This is a genomic window from Paenibacillus zeisoli, from assembly GCF_003994465.1.
GTDB lineage: Bacteria > Bacillota > Bacilli > Paenibacillales > Paenibacillaceae > Fontibacillus > Fontibacillus zeisoli.
Genome location: NZ_RZNX01000001.1, coordinates 451,026 through 463,175, shown reverse-complemented (window position 1 = coordinate 463,175; position 12,150 = coordinate 451,026). Strand labels below are relative to the sequence as shown.

Here is a 12,150-nt window from a genome sequence, read left to right as displayed (position 1 = left end):
ATCGATGTGTCCTAAGCCGCGTAAATTCTAGGAACTCCCTTACCCAAGTTACAAGCAACTTCATAAGGTATCGTTCATCTCGGGGCTGTATAGAAGGTCTTGTCCTAATACGGCATTGTATAGAAGTTCTTGTCTTGCACTCAAGACAAGAAGGGAAATAATTAGCACTTTCTCAAGAACTTCTCTTCTATACACAAAATAAAAAAGCCGCAGTTTATGCGACTTCTATACATTAATGTTTATTTCACTCACGCACGTAATATATTCTGGAGCTACAAAAAAGCAAATCAACTTTACCAAATACATCGGCAACGCTCTTAGCATATTTTTCTCAAATAATTGTTCGTACAAGAAATTAAGCTCGTCTCCGATCAGCTTGATGGCAAAAACAAAACTCGGCAAATATCCAGAAGCAAGTGAGAGTACGGTCAGACCATAAATCTGTACCCTGCTCCCCAAACCGTCCCTATATATTGGGGCTTTGAAGGGGTTTTCTCTATTTTCTCTCTAATTCTGGCGATATGTACCGTTACAGTAGAAGCATCTCCTATTGCATCCATCCCCCAGATTCGCTCAAAAAGCTCTTCCTTATCGAACACCCTATTGGCATGCTGAAAAAGAAATAAGAGCAGCTCGAATTCTCTTTGTGTCAGCATGACCTCAATTCCGTTCACAAACACCCTTCTAGAATCCTTTTGAATCTCCAGGCCCCGGACGCTAAGAACAGTGCCCACTTCCTTCTTACCAAAACGTTCTTTCATCCGCTCGAACTTATTCAGATGCGCATTAACCCGGGCCACCAGCTCGCCTGAGCTGAACGGCTTGGTGATGTAATCATCCGCACCGAGGCCGAGGCCGTTTATTTTATAGATTTCATCTGCTCTGGCGGATACAAGAAGCACCGGGATATCTTCCTGTTCACGGATGGTTTTTAATACTTCGAACCCGTCTATACCAGGAAGCATAATGTCTAATATAACAAGTCCAAATTCTTCTTCCTCGAGAGCCTTGAGACCCTCGGATCCATTGTTCACGATCCTAACCGAGTATCCGCTTAGCTCCAGGTAGTCCTTTTGCAGATTTGCAATGCTTTGGTCATCTTCAACAATGAGCAGCCTTTTCATCATAACCTCCACAGCCCTACACTTTTCTCAGTGATATCATTATCCGGGTTCCTTCTCCCACAATACTTCTAGCCCAAATCTCTCCCTCATGCCCTTCCAGAATCTGCTTGGCAATAGCAAGCCCGAGGCCGCTGCCATCGGTATTTGTTCGAGAAGGGTCCACCCGATAAAACCTGTCAAAAATATGGGGAAGATCCTTCTCCGGTATCCCTTTTCCATTGTCTTTGATTTCTATAATGGCGGATGTCCGCGTCTCCCTGAGTATTATGACAATACTTCCGTCAGCCTTTTCCAAGTATTTCGCTGCATTGCCCAGAATATTTTGAATGACCCTCTTGAACCTTTCGCGATCGATTAAGACCGTGACGGGCGAAACCAGCTCATTAATAAGCTCGAAAGTGAAGTTCGCCTGTTCAAACTCATATTGGTATTCTGACACGCAATCCTCGAAATAGCCGGCTAGGTTCGTACTCTGAAAATGATAAGGGAGCTGTTTTAAGTCAAGCTTGGAATATAAAATAAGATCATCAATCATCATATTCACCAATACCGCCTTGGAACGGGCCGTTTCCAGATACTCTTCCGTCTTCTCCGGTGTCCTCGCTACCCCATCGATAATCCCTTCAATATAACCAATAATGGATGTAACCGGCGTTTTTAAGTCATGTGAGATACTTGACACCAAAAAATTCCGGTTCTCATCATATTTGTTCTGCAGATAAATCGATTCCTTCAGCTTAACCCTCATGAGTTCCAGTGTTCTGCAGAGCTCCCTTACCTCATCTTCGCCTTCCTCCGCAATCCCGAAGTTCAAATCGCCTTCACTTATTCGTACGGCGGCCGCCTTCAATCTGGAGATCGGATTAAGCATCCCGCGTGAGAATCGATAAGAAACCCAAAAATTCATCAGCAGAAAAGTCAAAATGAAAAAGCTGATCGCAAAAATGCCAAGCAGTATGTAAAAGTCCGAATTCAGCGTTACGGGCGCCAACAGTAGTAAAACCCCGTCTTCGCCAGTCGGAAGCTTGTATGTCGCTCGAGCAAACATATAAGTTGTGCCGTCCAGCTCCACAGTATCTTGATCGGGCATACCGCTGGTTAGCATTAGGCTTCTTTCGATATCAAGTTCGCTGAATTTTTTCGTGGAGTATAATACCTCCCTGTTTTTTAGAAGGATGGCACTTGCGCCCAAAGACTTAACCCGCGCAGACAATTCTTGCTGATACTGCTTATCCAAAAGCTGTTCGAACTTAGAGTTCATGGCTTCGCGTTTGATCTCACTGATTCCTGTCCTGACCTCAATGACTCTTTGCATTTCATGGACATACACCTCTTGGCCAAAAACTTTGGTATACACAGCAGCAAAAATGAAGGCAGCCAAAACGGTGAAACCGATAGAAAGCAGTACAGTCAGCGCATTCATCATGAAAAAGCGTTTCGTTACATGCATTTCCCCTTCTATATATCCTTTCTATCAAACAAGTAGTATCCAGCAGTAAATAACATTATACCACAGCCCAACATGATTAAGACCTGGCGTAATATTTTATACACGTTGATTGATTCGGAGATCCAGAGCGTGTACCAGTCGAACATCGACGTAATAAAGAAACTGGAATAACTCGAGAACACGATATCCAAAAAGTTAAAGGCGATAAAAGCAATAATTGCCAGAAAAAAAACGGCCAAACCCCCGCGGAGCAAATTAGACAGTAATACAACCAGAAGAGAAAATACAAAGACAGGAAAGAACGTCGCCATATAGGATAATACAACTCTAACGAATCCTAACAGGCTGACAGAGGACATATTAAACAGGAAACCGGCCAACAACGAGAGAATCATAACAAACACTAAGTTTGAACAAATGAATAATGCTAAATTCAGAACCTTTGCGCTAAAAACGCCGAACCTGGATACAGGTCTGGTGAGCGTTATTTTCATCGTATTGGACGAAAATTCACCGCTAAACATATCAATTGCCACAAACGTAGCAAATAGAGGTAATATCGTATAACTGAAAATCGATAGAACCAAGAACGGAAATTCGGTGCTGCCTGCAACCCGAAGTCCAAGCCCATGTTTAATCGCTGTAACCGCAATTTGTCCAATTACGACTGCGAATATTGACAAAATGGCGGCCGCAATTATTTTTTTCTTTTTCAACAGCTTGATGGCTTCAATAATGAATGCAGCTTTAAACCCGGCCATTCCTGTCCACCTCACTAATGAAATAATTTTCAAGAGAAGAATAATTCGAGAGAATGTTATGGGTATAGTCGACATTGATAAGCTGTCCCCCATACACAACACCGATTCTTGTACAGGTTAACTCCACATCATGAATCAAATGGCTGGAGATAAAGAAGGTTGTACCTGACTCGTGAACAAGTTGTTTAATCAGCTTCCGCATCTCTATTATCCCCTCAACATCAAGTCCGTTAAGCGGCTCGTCCAAAATTAACAGCTTGGGTTTTGACAAAATAGCAGCTGCCACACCCAAACGTTGCTTCATCCCTAATGAGAACTTTCTGGATTTTTCATTTTTATATTTCAGCAAGCCGGTGATTTCAAGACATTCATCGATTCTCTTCTGATCCACGTGCGGGTAGAACCGTGCAAACAGCTTCAAGTTTTCATTGGCCGACAAATAAGGGTAAGACTCCGCTGTCTCGATAATACAGCCTACATGCTTCATCGCATTGACATAGTCATCTATAACACTGGCGCCGAATATCTTCACATCGCCTCGGTCCGGTCTCATTAGTCCCGCCATCACTTTCATAGCCGTCGTCTTTCCTGCACCATTGGGTCCCAAAAAGCCGAAAATATCACCTTGATCTATTGTTAAGTTCATATTACTGATTCCTCTGCCATTGCTATACACCTTGGTAAGTTCGGTAATTTCGATAGCTTTATGCATGTGTTTCAACATCTCCCCCATAATGGTCAGGAAGCCGCATCAGCGGCTTCCCTTAACCGATTAATCCTCAAAAACACGGCTAAATTCCCCATCATAATATTGTTGGTTGTTGGACTGATACGAATTGCTGTCGATCATCTTAATGTTCAGTTCGAGATAGATCTTTCCAGAACCGCCCGGATAGAGCTGCCCATTTTCCTGTTCACCCTTTGAATTGGTGTAAGTGAATGTAGACATGGAATTGGAACGCTTAGGATTGTATTCAAAGGTAAAGTTATACTTGTCGCCGTACTCCGCTTCAAACCCGGGTTTCACGGTTTCGTGATACTTGCCCGTTACTTTGTCCTTATCCATACTTGTAATTTCAAGGTTTCTCTCGCCGATTTTGATAAATTTGCCGTCTTTCTCAGTAATAATATTATTTTTGTATTTTCCGACAAACTTACTGCTAAAGCCGCCTGAATCGGTTACATTTTCTACGTTTGCTCCGGTCAGGTCAGGCATGGTAATCTTCGTATTTCCGATATTGGATAGTTTCAAAACGATATTTAACGTTAAATCATGCTGCGTGCCGTTTTTATCCTTACCGGACAAGATTACCTCGCCAGTAACATTCTCGAGTAATCCCGATTTGTTCTCAGCGGCCGTGCCCACAACCTTCTTAACAAAAATATCGCTCTCGATTTCCGGCATTTTCGCATCCCTTTGCATGCGTCCCTGCTCATTAATCATCTGCTTGATGCCAAAAGATGAAACGGCATTCACTACCGCGGGAACCTGTGCCTCGGATAGACTGCCCGAGTAGACTCTTCCGCCGTCAGCCCTTTCTTCCGCCTGTACATAATCTTTCAAATTACCCACCAGGGCGTCAACGATTTTTTCGATCTCAGGAGCCCCCTTTGCGTTGAACGGGCTGGCGAACATTTTTCCCCTCACTTCATCTTCCGGAAATTCTGTCACATAATACTTATCATCCGTTCCGTTTTTCCAAATCGAATGCTTTTGGTCGGTGTACGAGTAATTCGTTGTTGTATTGCCACTGGAGACTTGAGTCACACTCGTATTCTCACTTGCCTGCTTTTGCGCATCGAATTTATTAGTATTGGATTCCTCATACAAAGTTTGACCGTTATCCTTTAGTGCATACAACGCCTCTATCGTGTAGCTGTCCAGTCCCTTCTCCATTTGGGACGCAGTGTTTTTTGCAGAACCTTTCAGCTGGTCGTAACCAGATCCCAGCAGCGTATCGGCGAAGGCTGTCGATACAAAAAGACAGGCTCCAAGGGTAAATGAAAGTGCGGTAATCCCTTTTTTACTAAGTTTCATTTTTGGAACTCCTTTATTTCATATTGGGAAACGTTTCCTCATCATTCATTATAAATGAGGACAATTGCATTTTTCTAAATAACTTATTAACAAAATATTAACTAGAACCCTGTTTATTTTATATCAAATAAGACGGAGAGGATTGGCTTTGTATATAAGTACTAGTCTTGAGCAAATGAAAAGCACTTCTATACAAAAATAAAAAAGCCGCAGTTTATGCGACTTCCATTGTATTGAAGTACTTGTCGTCCGACAATCCATAATAAGAGCAACCAAACAATAACTCCAATGATTAAGCTAAACCAAGCAAAACATCAATTTTCCTTATATATCAAAGGAAAGGCTGCATTTTACAAAGCCTCGAACCCAAATGTAATTACAACAGTAAGCTGTCCTGTCAAAGTTTCAAAATTATATTCATCCCCTTTTCATCGTTCCATATACAACACTTCTACCTTATCCTATTAAATTAATTCAATGAAAATGGGAGCAAGGCCGATGCGGCCTGCTCCCTGTTCTGGATCAACTAACGTATCCCGTTAGCTTAATGTCTTGTCTGAGATCGGAACAAAATGCTGCCACCGACACAAATTTCAAAATAGGTGGACTCCGCCTCTATCGGAAATACTCATGCAGAAAGGCGTCTAACGTGCGTGGCTCTCTGCCGAGCAAGCGCTTCACAGTATCATTTGGACTTTCTGGCACCACCGTAGACATGGTTTGAATTTCCACAACGTGGTTCGCGAGCCAAGGAGGCATATGCCCGTGCTCTATAAGATTGCGGAGTAGGATTTGGGGTTCCATGTTGATGTAGCTTATCGGCCGATTAAGAAGGGCGGATAGTTTACTCGCGATCTGGGGATAACTGAAAATCTCCGAACCAGTAAGCGTGTATATTTGGCCTGATACCTCGCGGTTGGTCAGAACTTTTGCGGCAACATCTGCGATATCGCGACAGTCAATGAAGTTACAGGGTGAATCGCCCATGCAGCCATAGAAAACATTTTGAGTAGTGATCGTTGGTGCAAGACGTAGTAAGTTTTGCATGAACGCATAAGGACGCAACACGGTGTGGGCGAGACCCGATTCGCTCAGTGTTTTCTCGATCTCTTGATGCCAGCTCGCCACTGCCACTGGAGAGCTCTGCTCAAAGGCAGGACTGGATATTTTTACGATGTGTTTGATTCCAGCTTCGGATGCAATCTGAATGATCGAAGTTTCCAATTCGACTTGTCTTGGACTATTGGTCATGGCAAGGAAGACTTGGCTAGCTCCTGTAAACGCGCGGCGCAGGGATTCGGGGTCGGAAGCATCAGCAAATGCGACCTCGATAGTCGACCGGCCTTTTTCTCCAATCTGATCACGTAACTTCTCAGGCTCTCTGCTCAGCGCCCTGGCGGGTACGCCAAGATCAACCAAACGTTCTAAAAGCGCACTGCCTATCGTACCTGTTGCTCCCATAATAACTATCATTTTTTTCTTCTCCTTTTGGATGAAAAATTAGTTGTGACGGCAAGACGCCACCGCCATGTCACTATCGTGCTTGCTATGAATCCAGACAACGGAAAATCAATCCAGACACGATCGAACCAGGCCAAGTGATTGCTCGGAATCGTAATTTCTAGTAAACCAGATGTCACCCATGCGGCGAATAGGCCAAACGAGGACCCGGCCAATGCGAACACTCCTACCACAACCAAGTGAGGTGCACCAATGACCCATCGTATATGGCCCACTCGGCTGCGCAACAAAAGGCCAATCATCAAGGCCATCAAGGCCGATGTACCGCCGATTGTGGTCAATGCCCCTAATTGAAGACCCCTATCGGCAGTAGCCAATCCCCCGATACCTGCCATGATGGCAGGAGCAGCATAGGCCATTACAACTTCACGCCATAGTACAAAAGTCTTTTTCTTGAAACCAGCAACCTTGATGCCGTAAACATCATCTGTCTGATTCGGGTATTTCATTTTGTTCATTTAGTTGCTCCCTTCTTCTTTGAAATAGTTCAATGATTGCTTTCAGTGAGATATAATTAGCTGCCTAACTATATAAGAATAAAAATAGGCTAGCTTCACTAGCCTATTCTACTCATTACTGATGTTTCCCTTTGGTTTCTTTCGAGCCTAGTTCGCCCGTAAGTGCTGAGATACCTTGTGTAACTCGACCTAGCAAGTCAAGAAATACGCTGCGCTCATCGATATTGAGTAAGCCCACCATTGCTTCCAGCCGAGCGAAATGCTCAGGAGCCATTTCACGGAGCTTCTTCGCTCCTTCTTCCGTCAAAATGACCGATCTCTGACGGCCATCGTCTGAGCTTGCTCGCCGAGATACTAGCCCATCTCGTTCAAGAATGTCGATAAGACCTGTCACTGTAGCACGTGTAACGCCTAGATGCTCCGCTAATTGTGAAGGCAACTCTTCTCCTTCGTTATCTTCAAGGTCTGCCAATAAACGATATCGACCTGTTGATAAACCGAATCTAGAGAAATGAATCTCCGAGGCATGTGCAAGCTTGGCCCCCGCTGCCATTAGCCTAGATGCGACGAGTATAGCCTGTGCGTCTATGTCTAGGTTATAGCGATCAATCTGACGCTTGGATTGTGCAAGTGAGGGAATAGCGTCAATGTCATTTATTATTTTATTCTTGTTATTCATATATATAGTATGGTTCCTAATTACTTTTGTGTCAACACATTTTTATAACACATCAACACCCCTCCTTTCTTCATATCAGGAAATGTATTCCTCCTCGGCCACTGTATTTGATTATGCATACTGCCCCGACAAAAGGAGCAGCTGCCGCGGCGGCAAATTGCTCCAGGATCAATCAACTAACGTTCTCCGTTTGTTGAATCCTTTTAGATAACTTCCAAAACAAAATTGTAAAAAGCATCACCATGAGCGACATTCGTTTTTTTCTCATCCATCCACCACACGCCGAATGAATAGTAATAAGTTCCTTTTTGGATAGGTGCCTGAAATGCATCATTATTAACAGCTACTTGAGTTATTTGTTGGTCTTTGGTGAATTGCTCAACAGAAGATTTATTCGGGAGAGGTTCGTAATTCATAACGAACTTAATAACTGCTCCGGGAGCTACCGCTATTGGCTTTTCGTTCTTTAAGAGTTCAACAGGACCAATTGAATCTACACACGTACTTTGATTTTCTGATGACGAGAACACCACGACAAACATAGAATGAACATCTTCCTCTCCCAGATAATTAGCGACCGAACTCATTAAACTGCGACCAATTCCCTTGCCATGATAATTCGGTAAGATATAGATTCCATATAGTTCACCTTGATAACTCTGTACTTTCTCTCTTGCTAAACCTCCCATGGCGTATCCAATTACCGAATCATCATCTTCTGCAACAAAGATGGTTGATAACTGCTCATTTTTATTAAGCATTCGTTGGAATCGCTCTTCGGCTCCTTCATAGGACAACTCTTCAATAAACGCATCAGGAACGATTCCTCGTTGTGTTTCTCTAAAGGTGTTAATGTTCACTCTTGCGATTAGGCTCAAATCATTTGGTTTCATTTTACGAATTTGCATATCATACTCCCCTCTTCCATAACTATTCTTATTGGGTTAACCTGCCCGTTAGCGCAACGAGGCTGCCATATATATTCATGGCAGCCTCGTCAGTTTCCTTTATTCAAATAACTTATCCCGTTATTTCAATGCCTTCTTGGTATGTCATCACCAATGTTTTTCCATTGCTTCATCACATCGAGCAAATCCATTTCTTGTATAAAACTGAACACTAGTGCTACTTGGCCAAAGAATAAGAAATTCAACATCATTTTCTTTGGACCATTTTTCCATTGCCATGTGAATTTCGGCTCCTAAACCTTGGCTTCTAAAAGCTGGGCGAGTATAGACATTAGTAACATATCCGTAATAAGGTCACGAGTTTGCCCCGGTCTCGGTACTTTATGTATCAACTGTAAGTACATATGTGAAACTATGTTTTTTTCAACTTCTGCCACCCAAATATACCAATCTCCGTTTTCAATCGCTCTAACTAAAAACTCGCTACAAATCTGGTGAAACTCCTCAAAACTAACCGTACTAACCCCATAATCCTCCGTAGAAAAATCCCAACGCATTCCAACAAGTTCATCTACATCGTCTAATGTCGCTAATCGTACAATAGCCATACACTCATCCTCCTGTTTCGGTCTATGTAACATAACTGCCCTTTAGTTGAGAGCTGTTCATAAATTCCTTTAGAAATAACCACGGTATAGTTCTCGCCGCCGTTCCCCACAGAGTTGAGCATATATCTGCGTAGTCGCAATCGCAGAACAGTTCTCCCACTTCAACTCCTCACTGTCTATTTTTACAACTTCCCCAATTCGACAACCGGTACTATATAGGAACTCGAACATAGCTCTCTCCCTAAGTGAGTGATAGGAATCTTAAAATGAATTACAGCTTCTTCGATCAAGAGCTTCGGGATTCGTTTTTCCATCTTGGGATTTCGTCAACTATTAGCGTTCATTTTGGTTTTCATCTTATATGAACTCTAAAAATCTATGATTCCACATATTTTCGTATAGTGAAGCTATGTGTTTTTTAGGAATCACTACGATATGTACTTCATAATAAGGACGACTATGATGAAAAGCTAAGGTGTTCTCCATCTCCAAAACTTTTTGTACTTCTGTTTTACCACTTAATACTTCGTCACAATAAAAATCTTGAACATCATTAGCCATATATAACCCACCCCATTTTTATTATTTTCATATATAGGTATTCGTGAAGCGATTAAACTACACTGCCCGTTAGTTGAACAAAGTAGCTGATCACCCTAATTAGAGCGTCTCAACCAATTTCTGAATCTTTGAGTGGGAAATTAAATATACAGGGCCCAATATTTCTATTTTGCCGTCCTTTACACGTATAGTGCTTTCCTGTTCTGCCGCATATACATCAATCTCTTCAGACAAAAGGAACAGGTAACCTTGAACAAACGTAGCGTAGTCACGTTGAGAGTGAGATTCATAGGCAAATTGATCAATGCCAATACCATCATAAATTGTAGTTGTTTCAACTTCATTGCCAGTATCGTTCAAGCTTAACCACTGGGCAGCCATGTTTAACGAGCCAGCACTAGCACCCAGTATAACGGCATTGCTGTTCTTAATCACATCCGATAATTCATAATCTATTAAAAATTCTTTCTGCAAAACCGGGTAGCCGCCGCATAGAAAAATGACTGAAGCGTGTTGAATGAATTGCTGGGCATCTTCCTTCTGCATGCGATAATCAATGAAATGATATTCATCGAAAACAATTTTAGCCTGATTCAACCATGTCCATTCAGAAGTATCATCCACGTTAACTTGCTCATCTTGATCAATAAACGGATTAGCGCTAATCAATACCAATGATTTTCTGTCTTTAATATCCTCATGCAAACATTGGACCAGCTTCTCTGGAAAAAAATGATTAAACCAACTGAAGTAGTAGTGAGTATTCAAACTTTATTACCTCCGTATGTACAATTTAAATTCTTCCAATCATAACGCTAAAACATTCTTTCATAAATATAACTATATATTACAATAAACTGGAATTCGTGAGAAATTTGTCTCCACGTTAACCTTCCCGTTAGCTTAATCAAATTTGATGGAAGACCAGTTAGATACTTATCTAATTGGCAATCGGTAGCCTTCTTCATAACCACCGTAACCTTTACTCTTTCTTACAGATGTATAAACCGTGAGTACTCATCCCTAAGACGCTTCTCTCTCTGCATGTTTGGAAATGATACTTCATCCACGATTCAAACTCTTTCTCGCCCAGAGCATCAACATATTCCTGTATAGTGTGACTGATCCCGTCAGTACCCACATGATCAACACCTGTAACTTTGAACTCAGCTAAGAGTGCCTCGATCTCCTCTGGACTTGTAAAATAAGCATCCGTCCAAAAACAGTCTTCATCTCCTTCGACGATCACACCTTCGTTAATGACCTTCTCAATCACACTATCGCGTATAAATCGTCGGTCTCTCGTAGCCAACATCGGTATGCATGAGTATTTATTGATATATGCAACAGCCAGCAGTCCGCCTCTTTTTAAAACACGTAAGCTTTCTCGAACGCAGCGATCTCTATCAGCAGCATTCGTTAAGTGATACATCGGTCCGAAACACATCACAGCGTCAAAAGTTTCGGAACCGAATCTGATTAAATCGATGGCATTCTCAACATACGCTTCCATATTCAAGTCACTTTTACGGCACTTCTCTTTAATCGCTTTAATATGCTTCGGCGTAATGTCCACAGCTACAACCTCGTGCTGTCGTTCTGCGTAGTGAAAAGAATAAACGCCAGTGCCGGCACCGACGTCTAATATTTTTGCATGAGGAGGTAGAATCTTTTCCAAGACAAAGTTAGTTGTCAAAAACTCAATTTTCCTGGAGTTTCTTGAGAATCTTGAAGCTTCGTCAATCATTTGATAATAGTTGGCGACGTTATTCATTTGCAGAATCCCCCTCATTAAAATTTATATAACAAAAAATCCCGTCTCTATAGAGACGAGATCACTTCCCGTGGTACCACTCTAATTTGACCGTAATCGGCCCTCTTTTTTGCCCGACTCGCTAAGTCACACCTGACTGTAACTACTATCTTCATTATCGAGATGGTTTTTAGAAATTATATCCAAATCGTGATTTAATGGCAACAATAATTTTTCTCTTGTGCTTTGAACTCTACTACCCTTTTGCTTAACGAAACAAAGAGCAAAT

12 protein-coding genes and 2 pseudogenes are annotated in these 12,150 nt (G+C 42.2%); all 14 read right to left on the bottom strand.

Annotated elements, in window-relative coordinates:
* Positions 1-428 precede the first annotated feature (428 nt).
* The 14 genes and pseudogenes from EJP77_RS02155 to EJP77_RS02090 all read right to left on the bottom strand — a co-directional run bounded on the left by EJP77_RS02155 (position 429) and on the right by EJP77_RS02090 (position 11,882).
* Positions 429-1,124 (bottom strand): response regulator transcription factor, encoded by a 696-nt coding sequence (locus EJP77_RS02155; protein WP_127198265.1) that lies wholly within the window; start codon positions 1,122-1,124, stop codon positions 429-431.
* A 16-nt stretch (positions 1,125-1,140) separates the two neighbouring features.
* Positions 1,141-2,574 carry a sensor histidine kinase gene (locus EJP77_RS02150; RefSeq protein WP_127197535.1) on the bottom strand — a complete coding sequence of 478 codons (1,434 nt, stop codon included), beginning with the start codon at positions 2,572-2,574 and terminating at the stop codon, positions 1,141-1,143.
* An 8-nt stretch (positions 2,575-2,582) separates the two neighbouring features.
* On the bottom strand, positions 2,583-3,335 hold the full coding sequence (locus tag EJP77_RS02145) for an ABC transporter permease (protein ID WP_127197534.1): 753 nt from the start codon (positions 3,333-3,335) through the stop codon (positions 2,583-2,585).
* Positions 3,322-4,047, bottom strand: coding sequence for an ABC transporter ATP-binding protein (locus EJP77_RS02140; protein ID WP_127197533.1), 726 nt, complete (start codon positions 4,045-4,047; stop codon positions 3,322-3,324). The genes EJP77_RS02145 and EJP77_RS02140 overlap by 14 nt, the downstream gene beginning before the upstream one ends.
* A 60-nt stretch (positions 4,048-4,107) precedes the next feature.
* On the bottom strand, positions 4,108-5,373 hold the full coding sequence (locus tag EJP77_RS02135) for a hypothetical protein (protein WP_127197532.1): 1,266 nt from the start codon (positions 5,371-5,373) through the stop codon (positions 4,108-4,110).
* A 615-nt stretch (positions 5,374-5,988) separates the two neighbouring features.
* A complete protein-coding gene (locus EJP77_RS02130) occupies positions 5,989-6,846 on the bottom strand; it encodes an SDR family oxidoreductase (protein ID WP_127197531.1) in 858 nt (285 codons plus the stop codon).
* Positions 6,843-7,352 (bottom strand): hypothetical protein, encoded by a 510-nt coding sequence (locus tag EJP77_RS02125; RefSeq protein ID WP_185897115.1) that lies wholly within the window; start codon positions 7,350-7,352, stop codon positions 6,843-6,845. The genes EJP77_RS02130 and EJP77_RS02125 overlap by 4 nt, the downstream gene beginning before the upstream one ends.
* Positions 7,353-7,467: 115 nt before the next feature.
* The gene (locus tag EJP77_RS02120) at positions 7,468-8,031 is read right to left on the bottom strand and encodes a MarR family winged helix-turn-helix transcriptional regulator (RefSeq protein ID WP_127197530.1); all 564 of its coding nucleotides are present in this window, start codon (positions 8,029-8,031) and stop codon (positions 7,468-7,470) included.
* Between the two features lie 203 nt (positions 8,032-8,234).
* Entirely contained in the window at positions 8,235-8,939 is a 705-nt protein-coding gene (locus tag EJP77_RS02115; protein WP_127197529.1) for a GNAT family N-acetyltransferase, read from the bottom strand.
* 147 nt (positions 8,940-9,086) lie between these two features.
* Positions 9,087-9,227: pseudogene (locus tag EJP77_RS20820) on the bottom strand (GNAT family N-acetyltransferase); the annotation flags it as partial.
* Positions 9,228-9,232: 5 nt separating this feature from the next.
* Positions 9,233-9,547, bottom strand: coding sequence for a hypothetical protein (locus tag EJP77_RS02110; RefSeq protein WP_246021631.1), 315 nt, complete (start codon positions 9,545-9,547; stop codon positions 9,233-9,235).
* 399 nt (positions 9,548-9,946) lie between these two features.
* A pseudogene (locus tag EJP77_RS02100) lies at positions 9,947-10,108 on the bottom strand (HIT family protein); the annotation flags it as partial.
* Between the two features lie 99 nt (positions 10,109-10,207).
* Positions 10,208-10,876, bottom strand: coding sequence for a cyanophycinase (locus EJP77_RS02095; protein WP_127197526.1), 669 nt, complete (start codon positions 10,874-10,876; stop codon positions 10,208-10,210).
* 214 nt (positions 10,877-11,090) lie between these two features.
* Positions 11,091-11,882 carry a class I SAM-dependent methyltransferase gene (locus EJP77_RS02090; protein ID WP_185897113.1) on the bottom strand — a complete coding sequence of 264 codons (792 nt, stop codon included), beginning with the start codon at positions 11,880-11,882 and terminating at the stop codon, positions 11,091-11,093.
* Positions 11,883-12,150: the final 268 nt, after the last annotated feature.

What these genes read in the sequence shown, in the direction of transcription:
- EJP77_RS02120 (WP_127197530.1), bottom strand. Translation starts at nt 8,031, where the DNA reads ATGAATAACAAGAATAAAATAATAAATGACATTGACGCTATTCCCTCA.
- EJP77_RS02130 (WP_127197531.1), bottom strand. Translation starts at nt 6,846, where the DNA reads ATGATAGTTATTATGGGAGCAACAGGTACGATAGGCAGTGCGCTTTTA.
- EJP77_RS02150 (WP_127197535.1), bottom strand. Translation starts at nt 2,574, where the DNA reads ATGCATGTAACGAAACGCTTTTTCATGATGAATGCGCTGACTGTACTG.
- EJP77_RS02090 (WP_185897113.1), bottom strand. Translation starts at nt 11,882, where the DNA reads ATGAATAACGTCGCCAACTATTATCAAATGATTGACGAAGCTTCAAGA.
- EJP77_RS02115 (WP_127197529.1), bottom strand. Translation starts at nt 8,939, where the DNA reads ATGCAAATTCGTAAAATGAAACCAAATGATTTGAGCCTAATCGCAAGA.
- EJP77_RS02145 (WP_127197534.1), bottom strand. Translation starts at nt 3,335, where the DNA reads ATGGCCGGGTTTAAAGCTGCATTCATTATTGAAGCCATCAAGCTGTTG.
- EJP77_RS02125 (WP_185897115.1), bottom strand. Translation starts at nt 7,352, where the DNA reads ATGAACAAAATGAAATACCCGAATCAGACAGATGATGTTTACGGCATC.
- EJP77_RS02110 (WP_246021631.1), bottom strand. Translation starts at nt 9,547, where the DNA reads ATGGCTATTGTACGATTAGCGACATTAGACGATGTAGATGAACTTGTT.
- EJP77_RS02135 (WP_127197532.1), bottom strand. Translation starts at nt 5,373, where the DNA reads ATGAAACTTAGTAAAAAAGGGATTACCGCACTTTCATTTACCCTTGGA.
- EJP77_RS02140 (WP_127197533.1), bottom strand. Translation starts at nt 4,047, where the DNA reads ATGCATAAAGCTATCGAAATTACCGAACTTACCAAGGTGTATAGCAAT.
- EJP77_RS02155 (WP_127198265.1), bottom strand. Translation starts at nt 1,124, where the DNA reads ATGAAAAGGCTGCTCATTGTTGAAGATGACCAAAGCATTGCAAATCTG.